Below are 20,196 nucleotides of genomic sequence, written 5' to 3'. Positions count from 1 at the left end.
CTTTTTAGCATTATTCTTTATTTATTCGCTCACGGATATCATTGTCTTAATATTGCGTATTTCCGGACTGACTGGTTTTTCCCGAAGCAAATCCCTTAAATAAGGTCGGGACTTTAGAATAACGGGTATTTGTAATTTTCCCTTGCGATGTACTGCTGTCCGTACGCATGATCGAATCTTTGACGTTGGAAATATTTGAGTTGTCCAGCGTCATGTTCACCGTGAAGGTGGTTCCACCATTTTGACGCACCAGCTTGCCAATATCGTCTGCACGGAAATTTTTAATGTTAATCGTTCCGGCTGCATTAATTTGAAATACTTTATCGTAGGCTTTGTAAGCTGCCCCGCCAGTAATGTTGACTGTTCCGGCTGATTTCAGAGTCAGAGCGTCCTCGCCTACATCCTCCCACACCACATTTGAAATTGTACAGTTACCGTAACAATGAACACCGTCAGCTGCGGGTGAACCGATATTTACATTTTTGAGCGTGGCGCCTGCCTCCAGTCGAAATACCGGCTTCTGATTTTCCGCTTGAGATCCATCTCCCAGTGTGGAGGGGTTAGCTACATAGGTTTGGCCTTTGCCGTCAAACGTTTCACCCTTGGGTACAATAATCGTTGAGTTTACCACAGTAGGTGCGGCAAAAGCTGGAATTGCACTGAATAATGAAGCGACCAAACCCGCGGACAGTAACAACGTCAACATTTTTTTCATCACTTAAATCCTCCCTTATTCTGATGAATTGGCGTACAAGCATAAGCTTGTCCTCAAGGAACCGATCAGAGGTGCACCTCTGGCTTGGAACCTACCCTGATCCTACCAAAAAAGGAATGTTACGATAATAATCATTAGCTTAGATATAGAAACGACAGCATTATACCTGTGTTCTCGGCATTTTTTGCATCGTACTCCATTGTGTAATGTGCCGATCTCAACTTCGGGTATGCTTCTTTTACAACTTATAATCTATGACTATATGCTCCTTTATCGTTCTAAAAAAAAAACGAAAGACCACTTCATCTGTTTTCAGACAACGTGATCTCTATTATTTTGAATCTCATTTTATTTATTAAATTACGCTTTAGGCTCCGAACCGCTGACGATATCCGCACTTCCGACATAATTCCTCCACGGCTTCCCGTTTGGAGAAACCATAGAACAGATTATTGGCTCGTTCACCATCCACAATCTCCGAGAACGATTTTTCGTGAACGTTGCCCAAGTTAATTACACCTTCACCATCTAGACAGCATGGAACCACAGTTCCATCGACAAGCACGGCTGCCTGACTGCGAAGCGCATGACAGAAGCCTTTACCATCATCTTCGGGTGCATCCAGACTCGGCCACTGGAATTCATGATCCTGATTCAGATATACATTCGGGGCAATTTTGACACCGCTCCCCGGCACAACTTTCTCCTCAATACGGAAATCCAGATTGAACTCCCGTTCAAGAACCTCCAGCGTCTCCCGGTTTCGGTTCATCTGCGCATTCGTGAAGTTATCCTGTGTCAGATTCCAGAGTCGGAATGAAATAATGACATTATGCTTCACTGCTTCCCGGACAAAAGACAACACATTACCCAGATAGCCCTCACGGTCTGTGGATCCCTCGTGACCATCAAAGCTGTGCAGGGAGAAGTTCATCTGACGCAGCGCGGGTTTGCCAAGCAGTTTGTGCTGGGTTTTGGGCAGCAGCGTACCGTTTGTCGTAATGTTGACCTTGAATCCCTTTTCATGCGCTGAATCCAATAACAGATCAATTTTGGGATGAAGCAGCGGCTCACCTTTGACATGTAAATAAATATGTTTGGTGTGGGGTTTGATCTGATCCAATATATTGTTGAAGACTTCAGGGTCAATGAAATTTTTGGCACGTTTGGTCTGCGGACAGAAGCTGCATGCCAGATTACATATACTTGTGATCTCAATATATACTTTCTTGAACGTTTTCAACTCGGGGTCCCCATTCTGCTTAGAGGGAGAACAGTCCCACCCTCATTTGTGATCCGGCTCATATGTGCCACCACTATTATATCGGGTTCAGGTGCCAAGGTAAATCCGAGAACCGGTTTATCCCGTTAGGTCCATTTTATTTGGCTAATGCCAGATTAACAGATTCAATGGCATGTATCCGTGTTGTATCAAATAAGGGCACTTCTGAATCCTCCGGTTTTACTAATAAACCAATTTCGGTGCAACCTAATATTATCCCCTCGACTCCATCATCAACTAATCTGTTAATAACCTCTTTATAATAATCCCTTGATTCTTGTTTAATTTCACCTAAGCATAATTCGTCATATATTATTTCATTGATCACTTTTCGATCCTCTTCATTCGGTATCAAAACCTTAATGCCGTTATGCTCAATACGTGTTTTATAAAAATCTTGTTCCATCGTATATTTGGTGCCAAGTAAACCAACTGTACTTATTTTGGACTTTTGAATCTGGTTGGCTGTTGAATCAGCAATGTGTACAACGGGTAAGCTAACTTTTTCTTCAATATGATTAATCACTTTATGCATCGTATTTGTACAAATTACAATCATTTCAGCTCCTGCCTTTTCCAAAGACTGAGCAGCATTGCCTAATAATTTTCCAGCGCTTTCCCATTCTCCCTCAGCTTGATAGCGCTCGATTTCTTCGAAATCCACGCTATATAAAATGCACTTGGCTGAATGCAATCCTCCCAATTTAGTTTTCACTTCTTCGTTAATAATTCGATAATATTCTAACGATGACTCCCAGCTCATTCCACCAATAAGCCCAATAGTTTTCATAAGCACTCCCCTCTCCCTAGGTCATATCCCGAAAGCAACCTATAGAAATTTAATAGACATTGTACCGTATTCTTACATCTTAAATAAACCTGCCTCCGTAAGCAAAGTAAAGAGTCGATTGCCCCCCGTTCTACAGTCACCTATAGATTCTTTCAATCGAAGTATAGGATGTATTGATTGTCTGGGTTATTGTGGTTGCTGCAACGCGATGCTAGAATTTAAACAATTTAAAACCAAGTTAAAACGTAAGAATAATAAGTTATAAGGAGAGTGTATTCATGATTACTGTTAAGGCACCCGCAGTATATGTACACGAGGCTAACATTCTTGAGCAAAGTGGTTCGCGGATTGCACAGCTTGGGCAGCATGTTCTCATCATCGCCGGTGAGTCTGCATTAGAAGCCGTGAAGCCTTACCTTCTTCCTTCACTGGAGGAGCATAATATCAAATTCCATGTGCAGTTGTTTCATGGTGAGGTTACAACAGGCCAGATTGATACTTTTACGCAGCAAGCTTTCGATCTGGATGTTGATCTAATTATCGGTGTCGGTGGTGGTAAAGTGCTCGATCTATCCAAAGCGGTGGCCGAGCAAGCCCAATTGCCCATTGTAACAGTCCCAACGATTGCCGCAACCTGTGCCGCCTGGTCCGCCTTAACCGTGCTCTATGATGAACAGGGACAATCTGCAGGCTATCGTCCCCTGCGGCGTTCGCCTAATCTCGTTCTGGCTGATTCTCATATTCTGGCGAGTGCACCAAGACGGTATTTGGCCGCTGGGATCGGTGACACACTCGTAAAATGGCATGAGTTCGCCGTTAATCTAAGTGGCAACGCCACCAGTCTCACTCTTCGAAACAGTGTCAGCACTGCCAAGCTTGCACTTGATATTCTTGAAGCGCACGCCATCGAAGTCTATGAATCTACCGATACAACCGGTAGTACACCCCAATTCCGTGATGTTGCCGATGCCATTATTGTGCTCGCCGGCCTTGTAGGCAGCATTAGTGATGGATCACTTCATGCCGCGATTGCTCACGGGCTGCATGACAGCCTCACCAAATTACCCGAAACACACGCTTCGCTACATGGAGAAAAGGTAGCCTTTGGACTTTTCACCCAGTGGATTCTTGAAGGCAAAGCAGGGGATGAGCTTCATGAGCTGACCACGCTGTTACATAAGCTGAATCTGCCTATCACTCTTGCTGAGCTTGGCATACAACAACAGCCTCAGGAAGCTGCTGCGCGCATTGCAGCAGGACTACAGCTGCGGGAAGGCAGTGCGGCACATCTCTCCTTCGGAGTTAGCACAGCGCAGGTAACTGAAGCCATTCTTCAGGCAGACCGTATCGGCCAGGCATTTATTGAATCCAGTAATTCTATTGAGTCCAATGGATCTATCACTAAATTCACTGAGTCCGTTGAGTCCAATGAGAACAACTCATACACCAAGGAGGTTTCCTCCCTATGATCCGTCCAAACCGCCAGCACACTCTTGCCTTAACTGCATTTCTGAGCGCGGTTCTGTTGTTGCTAATTTCCGGCTGCTCTGCCGGAACTGACAATCAGGCCGCGGGTACAGGTACAACACCGACAGCGGCATCAGCTGCTTCGAATAAAGACGTTACCATTCGGGTTGGTCAGACCGGATGGGGCAATCTCGAATTGGGACTGAAAGCCGCCGGACTCGATGACACCCCCTATAAAGTCACTTATAACGTATTTCAGGGAGGTAACCTGATCCTTGAAGCGATGGCTGCAAACCAACTGGACTTTGGTGTAACCAGTGAAATTCCGCCCATTTTTGCATCTCAGGCTGCCAATGGTGGAAGCTTCAAAATTATTGCGGTACAACAAGGCAGCACCTTGAATCAAGAGGTCGTTGTCCCCAAAGGTTCTTCGATCAAATCGGTTGCTGACCTGAAAGGCAAGAAAGTGGCTTTCGTAAAAAATACAACGGCCCACTATTTCCTGCTCAAAATGCTGGAGGAAGCCGGATTAACCTGGAGTGACATCAGTCCGGTCGAACTTACAACAGCGGACGGACTCAGTGCCCTAATTAGCGGGAAAGTGGATGCTCTCGCCAGTTACGGCAATGCCATCATCTCCGCACATCAGAATGAAGCAACAACGCTCGCCAGCGCCAAAGATATCCTGTCAGGCAGCTTCCTTGTGGCCGCCTCCGATCAGGCTATTGCGAATGAGGAACAGAAAAAGGCCCTTGCCGATTATCTGGAGCGAATCAACAAATTCAATGATTGGGCTCGTGCCAATAAGGATGCGTGGGCTCAAATTACAGCAGACAACACCCACCAGCCCGTGGAGCAAGCCCTTAAAACCTACACGGATGGAGAGGCACAACGGCCATCGCGGATTGTTGCCATTTCTGACGAAGCCATCAAGTCCGAACAGGACGTAGCAGATACGTTTCAACAAGCAGGAATTTTTGACCAGGCAGTTGATGTGAGCACATTCTGGAGTGATGCTCTTCAAGATCAACTTCCAGCTCCAGGTAGCCAATAATGAACGAAGCAAGGAGGTAGGCATAACGTGCGGTCCAACACCTTTAACCGGGCATGGTTTAACCGATTTATTCCTTTTGTTGTACCACTACTCATTCTGGCTCTGTGGCAATGGCTGACTGCATCCGGAGTTGTTGCAGCCAATATTTTGCCCCGTCCCGCTCAGGTACTGGAGGCCTTCATTCGTCTGCTTCGTAACGGTGAACTACTGAACAATATCAGTATCAACGCCAAGCGAGCTTTGGGAGGATTCCTCATTGGTGGGGGTCTCGGTTTCCTTCTGGGTGTGCTGAACGGCATCTCCTCCCTTGCGGAAAAGATCGCTGACTCCTCGGTGCAGATGATCCGCAACATTCCGCATCTGTCCTTGATCCCCCTCGTTATTGTGTGGTTCGGGATCGGTGAAGAAGCCAAATTATTTCTCGTTTCCCTGGGTGTATTCTTTCCGGTATATCTGAATACGTTCCACGGTATTCGATCGGTTGATCCCGGTCTGATTGAAATGGGCAAAGTATATGGACTCAGCCGCTGGTCCCTTTATAAGGACATTATCCTGCCTGGTGCACTGCCTTCCATTCTGGTGGGCATTCGATATGCACTTGGCATTATGTGGCTGACCCTCATCGTAGCCGAGACGGTTGCGGCGGATGCGGGGATTGGATACATGGCAATGAACGCGCGGGAATTCATGCAGATGGACGTCATCGTCTTAAGCATTCTGCTATATGCTCTACTGGGCAAGTTGTCCGATACCATCGCCAAATGGCTGGAACGGCGCTGGCTGCGCTGGAACCCGGCCCTATCCCGCAAGTAAAGCCAAAGGAGCGTGATTCATCTATGAGCACAAGTCAGATCAGTCCTTTTCTTCAAGTAGATGGGGTTCAGAAATCGTATGATCAGCGGACGATTCTGTCCGACATCAACGTCAATGTAAGACAAGGGGAATTTGTAGCCATCGTTGGACGAAGCGGCTGTGGCAAAAGTACGTTGCTGCGTCTGATCGCCGGGCTGGAGGCCCCCTCTTCCGGGAGCGTTACGCTGGGCAACAGAAAGCTTGGCAGTACGGCACCCGAGACACGGTTTCTGTTTCAGGAAGCCCGGCTGCTGCCTTGGAAATCCGTGCTCGACAATGTACGGCTGGGCATCCCCGACAAGAACAAGGAAGATGCACGACAGTCGCTTCGCAATGTGGGACTCGGAGAGCGTGAAGGTGACTGGCCGGGGGTATTATCTGGCGGACAAAAACAACGTGTCGCCTTGGCACGGGCACTCGCTAGTCATCCGCGCCTACTGCTGCTGGATGAACCGCTGGGTGCATTGGATGCATTAACCCGAATTGAGATGCAGCAATTAATCGAACGCTTGTGGGTAGAAGAAGATCTGACCGTCATTCTGGTCACGCATGATGTCAGCGAGGCGGTTGCGCTGGCAGACAGGGTGCTGCTAATCGAAGATGGTCATATAACGATGGATACCCGTATTACGCTGGAGCGGCCACGCGTTCGGGACAGCGGGTTTGCTCATTTTGAAAACCTGATTCTGAATCGCTTGTTGACTCCTCCACAAGAGACACCACAGCAGATTGCCCAGAAACAGATATCATTCTCGATCTAATTCCACTGGAAAGAAGGCATGATTATGCAATCCCTTTCACCCGTTCCCTCTCCTCCTGTTAAAGACCTGTTAAATCAAATTCCGGCTTATACGCCTGCTAAATCCATGGAACAGATCCGGCGGGAGTTGGGACTGGAAAGTGTGGATCGACTCGCAGCAAACGAGAATCCGTTTGGTTCCTCTCCGCTGGCAGCAGAAGCGGTCAGATCGCTGAGTTCCGATCTTTTGGCTCAATACCCCGACGGTTCCAGCCAACTGCTGCGTGACAAACTTGCGGAACGTCTGGGGGTTCGTACTTCCCAACTGGTATTTGGAAGTGGATCTTTCGAGCTCCTCACCCTTACCGCCCAAGCTTATCTTAATCCCGGGGAGGAATCACTCATTCCGGTGCCCTCCTTTAACTGGTATAAGGGCGCTACGCTGCTGGCAGGCGGGGTCATTCATGAAGTGCCTTTGGTCAACCATTCACTGGATCTGGAGCAATTCCGGCAGCGGATTAATACTTCTACCCGAATCATCTGGCTGTGCAATCCGAATAATCCGACCGGAACCATTTTCACGGCAAATGCCCTGCTTGATTTACTCGAACATGTTCCCTCCCATGTCGTGGTTGTCCTGGATGAAGCGTATTATGAATTCGCGGAAAGTGAAGATTACCCTGATACGGTTAAGCTGCTGGAGCAGTATAATAATCTGATTATTTTGCGGACCTTCTCCAAAATATATGGACTGGCCGGACTGCGTATTGGATATGGCATCGCGAATGAAAGCATCATTGAAGGCATTAACCGGGTCAAGCTGCCCATCAGTCTGACAGCCACATCCCAAGCCGCTGCTTCGGCCAGCCTGGATGATCATGAATTTGTTTCTCATTGTCTGCAATACAATCGTCAGGGACGGGAAACGTTAATGCAATCCTTTGATCAGTGGAAATTACCCTACATCCCTTCCGAAACCAATTTCATCATGGTGGATCTGTTGCAGGATAGCGGCCCGATTACCAAAGAATTGTTGAACAGAGGTATCTCTGTCCGCGGCGGTGCCGAATTCGGTATGCCTACCTGGCTTCGGATTACGATTGGCACACCTGAGCAGATTGTCCGGCTGATCAGTGAGCTTGATTCACTGTTACATTCAAACGATTAGAATAGGTTACTTTCCTAACTCTCATTACGCACACTTCTTTTAAGCCGCCCTCTTTACATTCTGCTTGCATGTGATATATGCTGAACACACAACTGCATATCTTAATCATTGCACTAGGGGAGCCTTGCGGCTGAGACGAATCGAACGATTCGGACCCTTTGAACCTGATCTGGATCATACCAGCGGAGGGAAGTGGAGCGCCTCTCAGTAAGCGGATTTTTTCATGTTGATGATGAAATTTAATGTGAATTGAACTTACAGACCCACTCATTTCTCCGGAAATGGGTGGGTCTTTTTCGCATTCTTCGGGCAGATCAGAAGGTGTAATTAAAGATCACGCAGTTTGAAGTTTGAATAATAAAGGGGAACGGATCGAGATGGATAACGACATAACCATTCATAACATGAGCTACGCCTTCCCGGGAAAAAGGGATTCCCCCGTGCTCTCCAATGTGTCGATGCGTGTAGCCAAAGGCGAATTCGTCTCGCTCATCGGTTCCAGCGGCTCCGGTAAAAGCACCCTCTTCAAGCTGCTGGCAGGCCTGCTTGAGCCAACCCACGGAACCATTAATATTCCTTGGGTTCAGGAAGGAAAGCGACTGGGGCAGGTGGCCTACATGCCGCAAAAGGACCTCCTGTTACCCTGGCGAACCGTCATGGAGAATTGCATGCTCCCCGCTGAACTTGCTCCAGGTCGGCAGGATAAGGTACGAATTCGAGCGGACATTCTGGCCGGTCTCGACCGATTTGGCTTATCTGGCCACGCGCATGCTTACCCGGACGAGCTGTCAGGTGGCATGCGCCAGCGTGTCGCGCTGCTTCGTACGTTGCTGACAGGTGGCCAGCTCATGCTGCTGGATGAACCATTCGGCGCACTCGATGCCCTGACCAAACGTGAGATGCATCGCTGGCTGCTGGAGCTCTGGGAAGGCTTGGGCAAAACCGTGTTGTTCATCACGCATGACATTGAAGAAGCCCTGCTGCTCAGTGATCGGATTATCCTGTTAACTCCGGTGGGCCATAGCCAACAGCTGCTGGATCTGACGGTACCTTTGCCGCGTCCAAGACATTCGGACATGATCTACGAACCCGCTCTCGTTCAGATGAGACGACGACTGGAGGAACAATTGCATGCGAGACGGTAACTTGAGAGATAGCACGAAGTATAGCGTGAGAGGTTGGCTTGCCCGTTATGGTCTATTTCTTTTGCTCATGATCCTGCTGCTTGCTCTCTGGGAGTGGATTGTGCGTATGGGATGGGTGCCTTCCTTCATCATTCCAGCCCCGACGGCGATTGTCCGTTCCCTGTATGAGCATCGCCACCTTCTGCTGGGTACACATCTGCCCGCTACCTTGATGGAGGTTGTCGTTGGTTTTGGCTTGTCCATTGGTGCCGGAATTGCACTTGCAACGGGAATGCATATGAATCAGTCGATTGAAAAAGCGTTATATCCCTTCATCGTGATCAGTCAGACGATCCCGCTGATTGCCTTGTCCCCCGTCTTCATCCTGTGGTTTGGCTACACGCTGTGGAGTAAAGTCGCGGTGGTATTCCTGATCGCATTTTTCCCAATTGTGGTGAGCACCTACGATGGCCTGCGCCAGGGTGATCCGGAGCAGCGTGAACTGCTACTGACGATGGGGGCCAGCAAGTGGGATATTTTCCGCAAACTCCAGATTCCACTTGCCCTTCCCTCCTTCTTTTCGGGAATGAAAATGTCTGTGGTTTATTGTGTGGTCGGTGCAACGATCGGGGAATGGCTCGGTGGAAGCAAGGGCCTTGGTTACTTCAGCCGCAGAATGTCGAGCAATATGAACACGGACGCCATGTTCGCCGCCATTGTGCTGTTATCCCTGCTCGGTATCGCCCTGTTTGTACTCCTTGCATGGATGGAGAGAAGATTCGGTACACCACGTCATGCAGGTAGAAGAAAAGCTGGATCATTTCCGGAGGCAGACCTGCCAAAACAGACGTAGTGTGCTTTGCCCAATCCCCTGCTATCGACTAAAAATTACAGCGCAGCGTTATCCCATCTCAGGAATGTAAAACTTATGAATGATAAACAGATAAAAGGAAATGAGGAATTTGAAGCTATGAAGAAAAAACATATCTACTCCCTGCTCCCCACTCTGCTCATGACCCTGTTGCTTACCATCAGCGGATGCGGAAATACGGGTATCAACACACCTGCCACAGATTCAACTTCCAATGCAAAAGATACAGAATCATCTGCGGCCGAGAGGTCATCGGCATCCAATGACAAGCTGTCCATCATGCTCGATTGGTATCCGAATGCAGTGCATTCCTTCATCTATGCTGCACAGGAAAAAGGTTACTTCGCGGATCAAGGTCTGGATGTTGATATTCAGATGCCTGCCGATACCAATGACTCACTCAAGCTTGTTGCTGCCGGGAAAATCGATCTGGCGCTGAGCTATCAGCCGCAAATCTTGCTCGCGCGTGGGGAAAACATTCCTGTACGTTCGATTGCAGCCGTCGTTCGGCATCCGCTCGTGCATCTGTTAACCGAAGCCAACGGTAAAGTGAAATCGCCAAAAGATCTTGAAGGGCTGACGGTCGGCTATTCCTCAATCCCCCTGTATGAAGCAATGGTGCGTACCATGATCAGCCAGGATGGCGGTAATCCCGACAAGATGAATCTGGTCGATGTAGGATTTGACCTGATCCCTTCCCTGGCTTCCGGGCAGGCAGATGCCATTATGGGTGGTTTTATTAACCATGAACAATTGATTCTGGAAAAGGAAGGTCATGCCATGAAATCGATCAATCCCGTCGATTACGGTGTACCTGATTATTATGAACTGGTCCTCACTGCAAGTGATGCGGGCATTGAAGCGAAAAAGGATCAGCTTACCCGCTTCATCAAAGCGTTACAGGATGGACAGAAATATGTAACAGAGCACCCCGAGGATGCGCTGAACATTCTGCTCGCACATGAGAACGAAACGTCTCCTCTTGACCCGGAGATCGAAACCAAAAGTCTGAATATTTTACTGCCGCTGATGAATGAAGAAGGTCAGCCGTTTGGCAGGCAGGACGCCCCTTCTTGGGAAAACGTACGGGCATGGTTGGTTCAAAGTGAACTGATTCCGGATTCCGTAAAGGCTGAGGATGCTTTTATCAATTTGCAGGGTGAGTAGGAAACTCGACTGCTGGGTGAAGATCAAGAGATTTTGAAAGTTGTATATTCATTTTCGGATGACGCCCACATGAGTAGCTGCAGAATTCAATCACTCTACGAATAGAATCTTTATCGAGGATAGGAATTTTAATTAAGCTTTCTATATGCACTTTGTAGCTATCCGTGAATAGCTTTTTTGTTCCCATCATTTAATAACCCCTATTAACAACATATATAAGGGCCATCCTGCCCTGCCACTTTTATTGATTAATTTACTTATTTATAAGGAGGAACTCATATGACTTACCTGGAACGTGTTCGTACACAAAATCCGCTTGTTCATAACATTACGAATATTGTCGTCGCTCCGTTTACAGCCAACGGTTTGCTCGCACTAGGTGCATCTCCCTTTATGGCCTATGCGCATGAAGAGGTCGCTGATGTTGCCAAGATGGCAGGAGCAGTTGTACTGAACATTGGCACTTTGGACGAAAAGGTAGTTGAGGCAATCCGCCTGGCTGGTCAATCCGCCAATTCAAATAACGTGCCTGTTGTGCTCGATCCGGTTGGAGCTGGCGCAACCGCCTATCGTACGGAAACCGTTCAGATGCTCGTTCGTGAGCTTCGCCTCACGGTGTTGCGGGGCAATGTGGCGGAAGTCGCCAATGTCATCGGTGAGCGTTGGAGCATCAAAGGTGTGGATGCAGGTCAAGGCGAGGGCGATCGAATTGGAATAGCGGAACGGGCAGCACAAAAACTCGGCTGTGTGGTCGTCATTACCGGACGCGAGGATGTCATTACGGATGGACAAACGACGTTCCTGACGAGTAATGGACATGCCTTGCTTACCCAAGTGACAGGTGCAGGCTGCTTGCTCAGCTCGGTAATTGGTGCTTTTGCAGCCATTGCGAAACCGGGAGACGACCTGCTGGAAAGTATTGTGGAAGCTCTAGCTTTCTATGGCGTTGCTGCAGAGATTGCGGCGGAACGTACCGCTGACCTGGGACCGGGCAGCTTCCAGATCGAATTGCTGAATCAACTGGCTCAAGTGACACCTGACGTTCTTGCGCAGCGGGCACAGGTTCGTCGGATTGATGGAGGTGCGCAATGAGTATCGCACAGGCTTTGACGATTGCTGGTTCCGATAATGGTGGTGGCGCCGGAATTCAAGCTGATCTGAAGACCTTTCAGGAGCTCGGTGTATACGGCATGACTGTGATTACGGCTATTGCTGCCCAAAATACAACAGGTGTGCAGGGCGTCTTCCCTATTTCATATGAAGGTATCGCTCAACAATTGGATTCGACCGGGGATGATTTTCAACCTTCAGCCGTGAAGACGGGCATGCTCTACAGTGCCGAAATTATTCGACTGGTCGCCGAGAAAAGGCAGCAATACGGCTGGTCCAATCTGGTCATCGATCCGGTTATGGTTGCCAAAGGCGGCGCCCCTCTGCTGCAACAGGAGGCCGTTCAGGCGCTAATTACAGAGCTGCTGCCTCATGCACTGATTACGACACCGAACATTCCGGAAGCCGAGCTTCTTACTGGAATGTCTATTATGAATTTGAGTCAGCGCGAAGAAGCCGCAAGACGAATCGTGCAAATGGGCTCCACGTATGCATTGGTGAAAGGTGGTCATGATGAGGGAAGTGGCATGATTGTCGATGTGCTTTATGATGGGCAGTCTTTTCACTATCTGGAGAACGTTCGGGTGGTGACAAGGCATACCCATGGAACGGGATGTACATATTCTGCAGCCATTACTGCCGAATTGGCGAAGGGCTCAACTGTATTGGCTGCCGTCACCACCGCGCGAGCATTCATTCAGGCAGCCATCGAAGATGAGCTGGGAATTGGGTCCGGACATGGGCCGACGAATCATTTTGCGTATCAGCGCAGACTGCGGGGTGAACAATAATGCGCCCTCTGGATGCAGAAGCGGTAAGACGTGCGATGCAGGTGTATTTGGTCATGGGCAGCGTGAATACGACGCGTGACCCGGTGGAAGTGCTGCGCCAAGCCATCGCTGGCGGCATTACGCTGTTCCAGTTCCGGGAAAAAGGAACTGGCGCTCTGGTTGGCGAAGCACGCATCACGCTTGCGATGCGGCTTCGCGAGGTGTGCAGCCAGCACGGGATACCGTTCATCGTGAACGATGATGTGGAGCTGGCTGTGGCGGTGGAGGCCGACGGTATGCATGTCGGCCAGGACGATGCGGACGCGGCGCTGGTACGCGCCCGCATCGGAGAAGGGCGGATGCTTGGCGTATCCGCCCACTCCGCGCTGGAAGCCCGCCGTGCAGTGCAGGCGGGCGCCGACTATCTTGGCGTCGGGCCCATGTACCCGACGCGGTCCAAAGCGGATGCCCACGCTGTGCTGGGCCCCGCCGGGGTTGCCGAACTGCGCGCCGCAGGCATCGCAGTTCCGGTGGTGGGTATCGGCGGCATTACGCCCGATACCACGGCCGCCGTGATGGCGGCAGGAGCCGACGGCGTAGCCGTCATCTCCGCCATCGCGGGCGCGGCCGATGTGCGCGCAGCGGCTGCGCAGTTCGCTGCGGCGGTGCGCGGGATGCAGGCGTAGCCATGCGCTCCCTGCACCGCCAGCCCGTGTGCTGCACCAAATAGAGTGCAGCACACTCATTCTCAAGATGCAGCTTCTACGCCTGCATCTTATTTTCACCTGTTGACTCTCACGTAACGTGACGCTGTACAATCGATGGTGTAAGGAGGTTTCCATCATGGCCATGAAAGTAAAAGAAGTGGCCGAACTTGTCGGGATTAGTGTGCGCACACTGCATCACTATGATGAGATCGGGTTGTTAACACCGGACGAAGTGACTTCTGCCGGATATCGACTGTATTCAGATGCCAATCTGGAAATGCTGCAGCAGATTTTATTTTTTAAAGAACTCGATTTCTCTCTGAAAGATATCAAGGAGATTATAAACAATCCATCTTTTGATCGAGAAGAAGCCCTGAATATGCACCGTCGTATTTTGCTGGAGAAACGCCAACGATTGGACCTAATGATCGCCACCATTGATAAATCGGTTCAACACGTGAGAGGAGAAATTAAGATGACAGCCAAAGAACAATTTGAAGGGTTTAATTTCAGTCATAATCCGTATGAACAGGAAGCGAGGGAACGTTGGGGAGACCAAGCGGTGGATCAGGCTAATCAAAAGTTACACAAGCAGTCTCCTGAGGAGCAAAAAGCTCTATCCGATCAAATGAATTCAATCTACACCCGTCTTGCAGCAATCCGTCACACGGATCCAAACTCTGCCGAAGCTCAAGCCGGAATCTCGGAATGGTACAGCTATCTGAACAACATGGGCAATTATCCTCCTGAAGTCTTCAGAGGGTTGGGCCAAATGTACGTGGACGACGAACGTTTTACACGTAATATTGATCAATTCGGCGAAGGCTTGGCTGTATTTATGAGGGATGCCATGGATGTGTTTGCTGGTCGAAACAGTTAATCAAGCGTTAAGCTTTAGTTACGATTTTGTATCAACCGGTGTCAACCAACATTAACTTTCTTAAACAATTGGGATATCACTCAAAGCTACCTATTACTATATGCATTTAAAAAGGGGGTGTCCATAAGTCATAAGCATGACGATGGGCTCTTTAAGAAATAGGAACATCCGCCCAATAACCGCATATTCTGGTTAAAACGTGTTTGGAAGGAGTACTCCCCATGTACTATGTTCCCTATTTCCGGAATGACAACATGCTGTTAGCGCAAATTTCCAAAGCTATTAATGGAGAATCCTCAGCAATTGCCTGTTACGCAAAACTGGCAGAATTGGCACCCTCAGAAGTGGAAAAAGCCCGTATTCTGGAGATACGTCTTGATGAACTAGAGCATCTTCAAAAATTCACCGCTATTTATGTTTCGTTAACAGGTACGCAACCTACGGTCCAAATCTCTCCGGATTGTCCATCAGAGTATTTTGCGGGAATAGATTATGCTTTTAATGATGAGCAAAATACGGTTGAGTTTTACTCACAAGTCGCAGATCAAGCAAATGACCCTTACATTAAGGAAACGTTTCGCCGTGCAGCAACGGATGAACAGAGACATGCCGTCTGGTTCCTGTATTACTTAACAAAGCATAAGTCAAAAACATCTTTTGAGAATTCTCCTATTACCAAATAACGAAAAAAATCCCCTCTAGCAGCTTTCGCTGGCATAGAGGGGAAAACGATATAACTCTTAATATCTCTTGTCAAAAGGCAGTTATTATATACACTTAAGCTCTCTAGGAAGGATTAATGACAGCAGCAATCTGCGCCAAAATGGCATCCACCGATGCTGGGTCATTCACATCATACTCATCAATGTTCAACCGCAGTACCGGACAGGCCGTAAACTGATTAATCCATACCGAATAGCGCTCATGCATATGCTCCCAGTAAGAACGGTCCGTCTGAATCTCCATCTCCCGTCCGCGTTCCGTAATCCGATTCAGAATGGATGGCAGGCTGCCTTCCAGATAAATCAGCACGTCCGGATGAGGGAAATACGGTGTCATCACCATTGCTTCAAACAAACTGCTGTACGTCTCAAAATCCGTAGCCGACATTGTACCCTGATCCGCATGCATTTGTGCAAAGATACCTGTATCCTCATAGATAGAACGATCCTGTACAAATCCGCCGCCCAGTTCAAAGATTTTCTTCTGCTCCTTGAAACGCTCTGCGAGGAAATAAATCTGCAAATGGAAGCTCCAACGTTCAAAATCATGATAGAACTTCTCCAGATAAGGATTATGATCGACTTGCTCAAGTGAAGTCTTGAAGCTCAAACGCTCTGCCAGTGCCGCTGTTAGCGTGGATTTGCCCACTCCAACGGTACCTGCTACCGTAATTAGCGCATTGGCCGGAATGCCATAGTTGTTCATGTGATATACTCCTTTACCTGATTAACAATCTGTTTGAAATGTTCGGGATGTTCTACAAAATCGAGAAGCTCCGCATTCACCTTAATAATTATCGGCGGATTCAGGCTGCTAGCCAGGTAGGCCATACCTGTTTTATAATCTGCAATTAACTGCTCCATATAAGCGGGGTCCATATCCTGCTCAAAAGAACGTCCGCGTTTGTTGATACGTTTCATCAATGTATCGAGTTCAGCCTCAATATAAAGCACCAGATTGGGTTTCGGCAAATCATCCGTTAAGAGATGATAGATTTGACGGTATTTGTCCCGTTTCGTTCCTTTTAAGGTACGTTCGGCAAAAATCATATTTTTATAGATATGATAGTCCGAAATGACGGGGGTATTCTTCTTAATATAGTGCACGCCTGTGTCTTCCAGTTGCTTAAACCGGTTACACAGAAAAAACATTTCAAGCTGGAAGCTCCACTCATCTATATCCTGATAGAAGGAAGCCAAAAAGGGATTCTCTTCTACAATCTCCTTGACCAGCGGAAGGTTCAATTCCTGAGAAAGCATCGTTGCTAACGTTGTTTTCCCCGCACCAATCGGACCCTCCACGGCAATAAACGGGGCTGATTTCATCGTAATTCAGTTCCTCCTCGTACTCATGCGTGTTTCCGTTTCTATATAGACCCCACCTATTGTATCACAGCTTGGATGATGGGAAGGCCAGTATTTTATGTATAAAATGAGTTTAATCTCTAAGATGAAGATATATAAAACAGCCTACAGTAGTTATAATCATTCCCATGATCATAATAACAGAAAAAGACACGATCGCAGATAAGCGATCGTGTCTTTTGATTGCTTGGCGGCGTCCTACTCTCCCAGGACCCTGCGGTCCAAGTACCATCGGCGCTAGAGGGCTTAACGGTCGTGTTCGGGATGGGTACGTGTGGAACCCCTCCGCCATCGCCACCAAACGCATAGCTTAGCTTACATCTCAGAGTGTATTCTCTGAAAACTAGATCCGAAACGAAATTTGCGAGTTATAACCTGCATATCTTGGATAAGCCCTCGACCGATTAGTACTGGTCAGCTCCATGCATTGCTGCACTTCCACCCCCAGCCTATCTACCTCGTCGTCTTCAAGGGGTCTTACATACTGGGAAATCTCATCTTGAGGGGGGCTTCACGCTTAGATGCTTTCAGCGCTTATCCCTTCCGTACATAGCTACCCAGCGGTGCTCCTGGCGGAACAACTGGTACACCAGCGGTACGTCCATCCCGGTCCTCTCGTACTAAGGACAGCTCCTCTCAAATTTCCTACGCCCACGACAGATAGGGACCGAACTGTCTCACGACGTTCTGAACCCAGCTCGCGTACCGCTTTAATGGGCGAACAGCCCAACCCTTGGGACCTACTTCAGCCCCAGGATGCGATGAGCCGACATCGAGGTGCCAAACCTCCCCGTCGATGTGGACTCTTGGGGGAGATAAGCCTGTTATCCCCAGGGTAGCTTTTATCCGTTGAGCGATGGCCCTTCCATGCGGTACCACCGGATCACTAAGCCCGACTTTCGTCCCTGCTCGACTTGTAGGTCTCGCAGTCAAGCTCCCTTATGCCTTTGCACTCTTCGAATGATTTCCAACCATTCTGAGGGAACCTTTGGGCGCCTCCGTTACTCTTTAGGAGGCGACCGCCCCAGTCAAACTGCCCACCTGACACTGTCCCCGCACCGGATTACGGTACCAGGTTAGAACCTAGATACGATCAGGGTGGTATCCCAACGGTGCCTCCACGCAAGCTGGCGCTCACGCTTCAAAGGCTCCCACCTATCCTGTACAGATCGTACCCAAATTCAATATCAAGCTGCAGTAAAGCTCCATGGGGTCTTTCCGTCTTGTCGCGGGTAACCTGCATCTTCACAGGTATTAAAATTTCACCGGATCTCTCGTTGAGACAGCGCCCAAGTCGTTACGCCATTCGTGCGGGTCAGAATTTACCTGACAAGGAATTTCGCTACCTTAGGACCGTTATAGTTACGGCCGCCGTTTACTGGGGCTTCGGTTCACAGCTTCGGATTGCTCCTAACCGCTCCCCTTAACCTTCCAGCACCGGGCAGGCGTCAGCCCGTATACTTCGCCTTACGGCTTCGCACAGACCTGTGTTTTTGCTAAACAGTCGCTTGGGCCTTTTCACTGCGGCCCCCTCGTGCTATTCACACTACCGGGGCACCCCTTCTCCCGAAGTTACGGGGTCATTTTGCCGAGTTCCTTAACGAGAGTTCTTCCGCGCGCCTTAGAATTCTCTTCTCGCCTACCTGTGTCGGTTTGCGGTACGGGCACCATCACCTGGCTAGAGGCTTTTCTTGGCAGTGTGAGATCATGACCTTCGCTACTATAATTTTCGCTCCCCATCACAGCCCAGCCTTACGATGTGCGGATTTGCCTACACATCAGCCTCACTGCTTAGACGGACATCCATCAGTCCGCGTCACTACCCTGCTGCGTCCCCCCATTGCTCATAACGGCTTACGGTGGTACAGGAATTTCGACCTGTTGTCCTTCGACTACGCCTTTCGGCCTCGCCTTAGGTCCCGACTTACCCTGAGCGGACGAGCCTTCCTCAGGAACCCTTAGGCTTTCGGCGGATCAGATTCTCACTGATCTTTTCGTTACTCATACCGGCATTCTCACTTGTATAATGTCCAGCGCTCCTTACGGTACACCTTCAACCCTTATACAACGCTCCCCTACCCCTGATGCAAGCATCAAGCCATAGCTTCGGTGGTGTGTTTAGCCCCGTTACATTTTCGGCGCAGAGTCACTCGACCAGTGAGCTATTACGCACTCTTTCAATGGTGGCTGCTTCTAAGCCAACATCCTGGTTGTCTGTGCAACTCCACATCCTTTCCCACTTAACACACACTTGGGGACCTTAGCTGATGGTCTGGGCTGTTTCCCTTTTGACAATGGATCTTAGCACTCACTGTCTGACTCCCGGAAGTAAGTCTATGGCATTCGGAGTTTGACTGAGCTTGGTAACCCTTGCGGGCCCCGCACCCAATCAGTGCTCTACCTCCACGACTCTGTTTTCCGAGGCTAGCCCTAAAGCTATTTCGGGGAGAACCAGCTATCTCCGAGTTCGATTGGAATTTCTCCGCTACCCCCACCTCATCCCCGCACTTTTCAACGTGCGTGGGTTCGGGCCTCCAGTGCGTGTTACCGCACCTTCACCCTGGACAGGGGTAGATCACCCGGTTTCGGGTCTACGTCCACGTACTACATCGCCCTATTCAGACTCGCTTTCGCTGCGGCTCCGGCTCTTCACCTTAACCTTGCACGGGAACGTAACTCGCCGGTTCATTCTACAAAAGGCACGCCATCACCCCTAAAACGGGCTCTGACTTTTTGTAAGCACACGGTTTCAGGTTCTATTTCACTCCCCTTCCGGGGTGCTTTTCACCTTTCCCTCACGGTACTGCTTCACTATCGGTCGCTAGGAAGTATTTAGCCTTGGCAGATGGTCCTGCCGGATTCATACGGGGTTTCACGTGCCCCGCACTACTCGGGATACATCTCGGAGAGAGCAGGCTTTCAACTACAGGGCTTTTACCTTCTTTGGCGGGCCTTTCCAGACCTCTTCGTTTAACCGGCTCCTTTGTAACTCCATGTGAGATGTCCCACAACCCCAAAGAGCAAGCTCTCTGGTTTGGGCTTCTCCGCGTTCGCTCGCCGCTACTGACGGAATCACTATTGTTTTCTCTTCCTCAGGGTACTTAGATGTTTCAGTTCCCCTGGTATGCCTCTACATAACCTATGTATTCAGTTATGAGTAACTGGAAATTACCCCAGCTGGGTTTCCCCATTCGGACACCCCCGGATCAAAGCTTGCTTACAGCTCCCCGAGGCAGTTTCGTTGTTCGCCACGTCCTTCATCGGCTCCTAGCGCCTAGGCATCCTCCGTGTGCTCTTAGTAGCTTAACCAGTTGCTCCGGTTTCGATGGCGCGCTCCGCTTGTTTTGGACTACGTCCAAAGCCAAAAGTCGCTTCCCATTCGATACCATCGCAATAGCAGTCTACCTTATAAA

Annotated in this window: 18 protein-coding genes, 2 rRNA genes and 1 riboswitch; of the genes, 13 read left to right on the top strand and 7 right to left on the bottom strand. The window is 49.2% G+C overall.

Features of this window, described 5'->3' with window-relative positions:
- Nucleotides 1-46 precede the first annotated feature (46 nt).
- From MKY42_RS04735 to MKY42_RS04725, 3 genes are all read right to left on the bottom strand, one after another.
- Complete coding sequence (locus tag MKY42_RS04735) at nucleotides 47-715, bottom strand: pectate lyase (RefSeq protein WP_090893487.1); 669 nt, start codon at nucleotides 713-715, stop codon at nucleotides 47-49.
- Nucleotides 716-1,082: 367 nt separating this feature from the next.
- Entirely contained in the window at nucleotides 1,083-1,958 is an 876-nt protein-coding gene (locus MKY42_RS04730; RefSeq protein WP_064640556.1) for a radical SAM/SPASM domain-containing protein, read from the bottom strand.
- Between the two features lie 136 nt (nucleotides 1,959-2,094).
- Nucleotides 2,095-2,787, bottom strand: coding sequence for an aspartate/glutamate racemase family protein (locus MKY42_RS04725; protein ID WP_339849051.1), 693 nt, complete (start codon nucleotides 2,785-2,787; stop codon nucleotides 2,095-2,097).
- Nucleotides 2,788-3,065: 278 nt separating this feature from the next.
- On the opposite strand from MKY42_RS04725, the gene MKY42_RS04720 reads away from it, so the two are divergent.
- The 13 genes from MKY42_RS04720 (at nucleotide 3,066) to MKY42_RS04660 (ending at nucleotide 15,379) form a co-directional block, all read left to right on the top strand.
- On the top strand, nucleotides 3,066-4,256 hold the full coding sequence (locus MKY42_RS04720) for an iron-containing alcohol dehydrogenase family protein (RefSeq protein WP_339849048.1): 1,191 nt from the start codon (nucleotides 3,066-3,068) through the stop codon (nucleotides 4,254-4,256).
- The gene (locus MKY42_RS04715) at nucleotides 4,253-5,308 is read left to right on the top strand and encodes an ABC transporter substrate-binding protein (RefSeq protein WP_339849045.1); all 1,056 of its coding nucleotides are present in this window, start codon (nucleotides 4,253-4,255) and stop codon (nucleotides 5,306-5,308) included. Before MKY42_RS04720 ends, MKY42_RS04715 begins: the two co-directional genes overlap by 4 nt.
- 27 nt (nucleotides 5,309-5,335) lie before the next feature.
- A complete protein-coding gene (locus MKY42_RS04710; RefSeq protein ID WP_339849043.1) occupies nucleotides 5,336-6,121 on the top strand; it encodes an ABC transporter permease subunit in 786 nt (261 codons plus the stop codon).
- A gap of 23 nt (nucleotides 6,122-6,144) precedes the next feature.
- On the top strand, nucleotides 6,145-6,921 hold the full coding sequence (locus MKY42_RS04705) for an ATP-binding cassette domain-containing protein (RefSeq protein ID WP_090893482.1): 777 nt from the start codon (nucleotides 6,145-6,147) through the stop codon (nucleotides 6,919-6,921).
- A 24-nt stretch (nucleotides 6,922-6,945) separates the two neighbouring features.
- Nucleotides 6,946-8,067 (top strand): histidinol-phosphate transaminase, encoded by a 1,122-nt coding sequence (hisC, locus tag MKY42_RS04700; RefSeq protein WP_179261511.1) that lies wholly within the window; start codon nucleotides 6,946-6,948, stop codon nucleotides 8,065-8,067.
- A gap of 105 nt (nucleotides 8,068-8,172) precedes the next feature.
- Nucleotides 8,173-8,275: riboswitch (TPP riboswitch) on the top strand.
- Nucleotides 8,276-8,444: 169 nt separating this feature from the next.
- Nucleotides 8,445-9,212 (top strand): ABC transporter ATP-binding protein, encoded by a 768-nt coding sequence (locus MKY42_RS04695; RefSeq protein WP_179261513.1) that lies wholly within the window; start codon nucleotides 8,445-8,447, stop codon nucleotides 9,210-9,212.
- Nucleotides 9,199-10,044 carry an ABC transporter permease gene (locus MKY42_RS04690; protein WP_339849039.1) on the top strand — a complete coding sequence of 282 codons (846 nt, stop codon included), beginning with the start codon at nucleotides 9,199-9,201 and terminating at the stop codon, nucleotides 10,042-10,044. The genes MKY42_RS04695 and MKY42_RS04690 overlap by 14 nt, the downstream gene beginning before the upstream one ends.
- Nucleotides 10,045-10,161: 117 nt before the next feature.
- Entirely contained in the window at nucleotides 10,162-11,229 is a 1,068-nt protein-coding gene (locus MKY42_RS04685) for an ABC transporter substrate-binding protein (protein ID WP_339849036.1), read from the top strand.
- Nucleotides 11,230-11,508: 279 nt separating this feature from the next.
- Nucleotides 11,509-12,321 carry a hydroxyethylthiazole kinase gene (gene thiM, locus MKY42_RS04680; protein WP_339849033.1) on the top strand — a complete coding sequence of 271 codons (813 nt, stop codon included), beginning with the start codon at nucleotides 11,509-11,511 and terminating at the stop codon, nucleotides 12,319-12,321.
- Nucleotides 12,318-13,130 carry a bifunctional hydroxymethylpyrimidine kinase/phosphomethylpyrimidine kinase gene (thiD, locus tag MKY42_RS04675; RefSeq protein ID WP_339849029.1) on the top strand — a complete coding sequence of 271 codons (813 nt, stop codon included), beginning with the start codon at nucleotides 12,318-12,320 and terminating at the stop codon, nucleotides 13,128-13,130. The genes thiM and thiD overlap by 4 nt, the downstream gene beginning before the upstream one ends.
- On the top strand, nucleotides 13,130-13,795 hold the full coding sequence (gene thiE / locus MKY42_RS04670) for a thiamine phosphate synthase (RefSeq protein ID WP_090893476.1): 666 nt from the start codon (nucleotides 13,130-13,132) through the stop codon (nucleotides 13,793-13,795). Before thiD ends, thiE begins: the two co-directional genes overlap by 1 nt.
- 157 nt (nucleotides 13,796-13,952) lie before the next feature.
- Nucleotides 13,953-14,696, top strand: coding sequence for a MerR family transcriptional regulator (locus MKY42_RS04665; RefSeq protein WP_339849020.1), 744 nt, complete (start codon nucleotides 13,953-13,955; stop codon nucleotides 14,694-14,696).
- 221 nt (nucleotides 14,697-14,917) lie between these two features.
- Nucleotides 14,918-15,379, top strand: a complete 462-nt coding sequence (locus MKY42_RS04660) for a ferritin-like domain-containing protein (protein WP_179261525.1) — start codon at nucleotides 14,918-14,920, stop codon at nucleotides 15,377-15,379.
- A gap of 103 nt (nucleotides 15,380-15,482) precedes the next feature.
- Here the strand turns inward: MKY42_RS04660 and MKY42_RS04655 are convergent, their stop codons facing one another.
- From MKY42_RS04655 to MKY42_RS04640, 4 genes are all read right to left on the bottom strand, one after another.
- The gene (locus MKY42_RS04655; protein WP_339849015.1) at nucleotides 15,483-16,124 is read right to left on the bottom strand and encodes a deoxynucleoside kinase; all 642 of its coding nucleotides are present in this window, start codon (nucleotides 16,122-16,124) and stop codon (nucleotides 15,483-15,485) included.
- On the bottom strand, nucleotides 16,121-16,744 hold the full coding sequence (locus MKY42_RS04650; RefSeq protein WP_339849012.1) for a deoxynucleoside kinase: 624 nt from the start codon (nucleotides 16,742-16,744) through the stop codon (nucleotides 16,121-16,123). Before MKY42_RS04650 ends, MKY42_RS04655 begins: the two co-directional genes overlap by 4 nt.
- 224 nt (nucleotides 16,745-16,968) lie before the next feature.
- A 5S ribosomal RNA gene (gene rrf / locus MKY42_RS04645) occupies nucleotides 16,969-17,085 on the bottom strand.
- Nucleotides 17,086-17,167: 82 nt separating this feature from the next.
- A 23S ribosomal RNA gene (locus MKY42_RS04640) occupies nucleotides 17,168-20,092 on the bottom strand.
- Nucleotides 20,093-20,196 lie beyond the last annotated feature (104 nt).

Source organism: Paenibacillus sp. FSL W7-1088, assembly GCF_037969855.1.
Taxonomy (GTDB): Bacteria; Bacillota; Bacilli; order Paenibacillales; family Paenibacillaceae; genus Paenibacillus.
The sequence above is the reverse complement of the archived record's forward strand: the minus strand, read 5'-3'. Positions and strand labels throughout refer to the sequence as shown.

Coding starts and splice junctions, on each gene's coding strand:
- thiD (WP_339849029.1), top strand. CDS start 12,318: ATGAGTATCGCACAGGCTTTGACGATTGCTGGTTCCGATAATGGTGGT.
- hisC (WP_179261511.1), top strand. CDS start 6,946: ATGCAATCCCTTTCACCCGTTCCCTCTCCTCCTGTTAAAGACCTGTTA.
- MKY42_RS04685 (WP_339849036.1), top strand. CDS start 10,162: ATGAAGAAAAAACATATCTACTCCCTGCTCCCCACTCTGCTCATGACC.
- MKY42_RS04715 (WP_339849045.1), top strand. CDS start 4,253: ATGATCCGTCCAAACCGCCAGCACACTCTTGCCTTAACTGCATTTCTG.
- MKY42_RS04665 (WP_339849020.1), top strand. CDS start 13,953: ATGGCCATGAAAGTAAAAGAAGTGGCCGAACTTGTCGGGATTAGTGTG.
- MKY42_RS04735 (WP_090893487.1), bottom strand. CDS start 715: ATGAAAAAAATGTTGACGTTGTTACTGTCCGCGGGTTTGGTCGCTTCA.
- MKY42_RS04655 (WP_339849015.1), bottom strand. CDS start 16,124: ATGAACAACTATGGCATTCCGGCCAATGCGCTAATTACGGTAGCAGGT.
- MKY42_RS04690 (WP_339849039.1), top strand. CDS start 9,199: ATGCGAGACGGTAACTTGAGAGATAGCACGAAGTATAGCGTGAGAGGT.
- MKY42_RS04650 (WP_339849012.1), bottom strand. CDS start 16,744: ATGAAATCAGCCCCGTTTATTGCCGTGGAGGGTCCGATTGGTGCGGGG.
- MKY42_RS04725 (WP_339849051.1), bottom strand. CDS start 2,787: ATGAAAACTATTGGGCTTATTGGTGGAATGAGCTGGGAGTCATCGTTA.
- thiE (WP_090893476.1), top strand. CDS start 13,130: ATGCGCCCTCTGGATGCAGAAGCGGTAAGACGTGCGATGCAGGTGTAT.
- MKY42_RS04720 (WP_339849048.1), top strand. CDS start 3,066: ATGATTACTGTTAAGGCACCCGCAGTATATGTACACGAGGCTAACATT.
- MKY42_RS04660 (WP_179261525.1), top strand. CDS start 14,918: ATGTACTATGTTCCCTATTTCCGGAATGACAACATGCTGTTAGCGCAA.
- MKY42_RS04705 (WP_090893482.1), top strand. CDS start 6,145: ATGAGCACAAGTCAGATCAGTCCTTTTCTTCAAGTAGATGGGGTTCAG.
- MKY42_RS04695 (WP_179261513.1), top strand. CDS start 8,445: ATGGATAACGACATAACCATTCATAACATGAGCTACGCCTTCCCGGGA.
- thiM (WP_339849033.1), top strand. CDS start 11,509: ATGACTTACCTGGAACGTGTTCGTACACAAAATCCGCTTGTTCATAAC.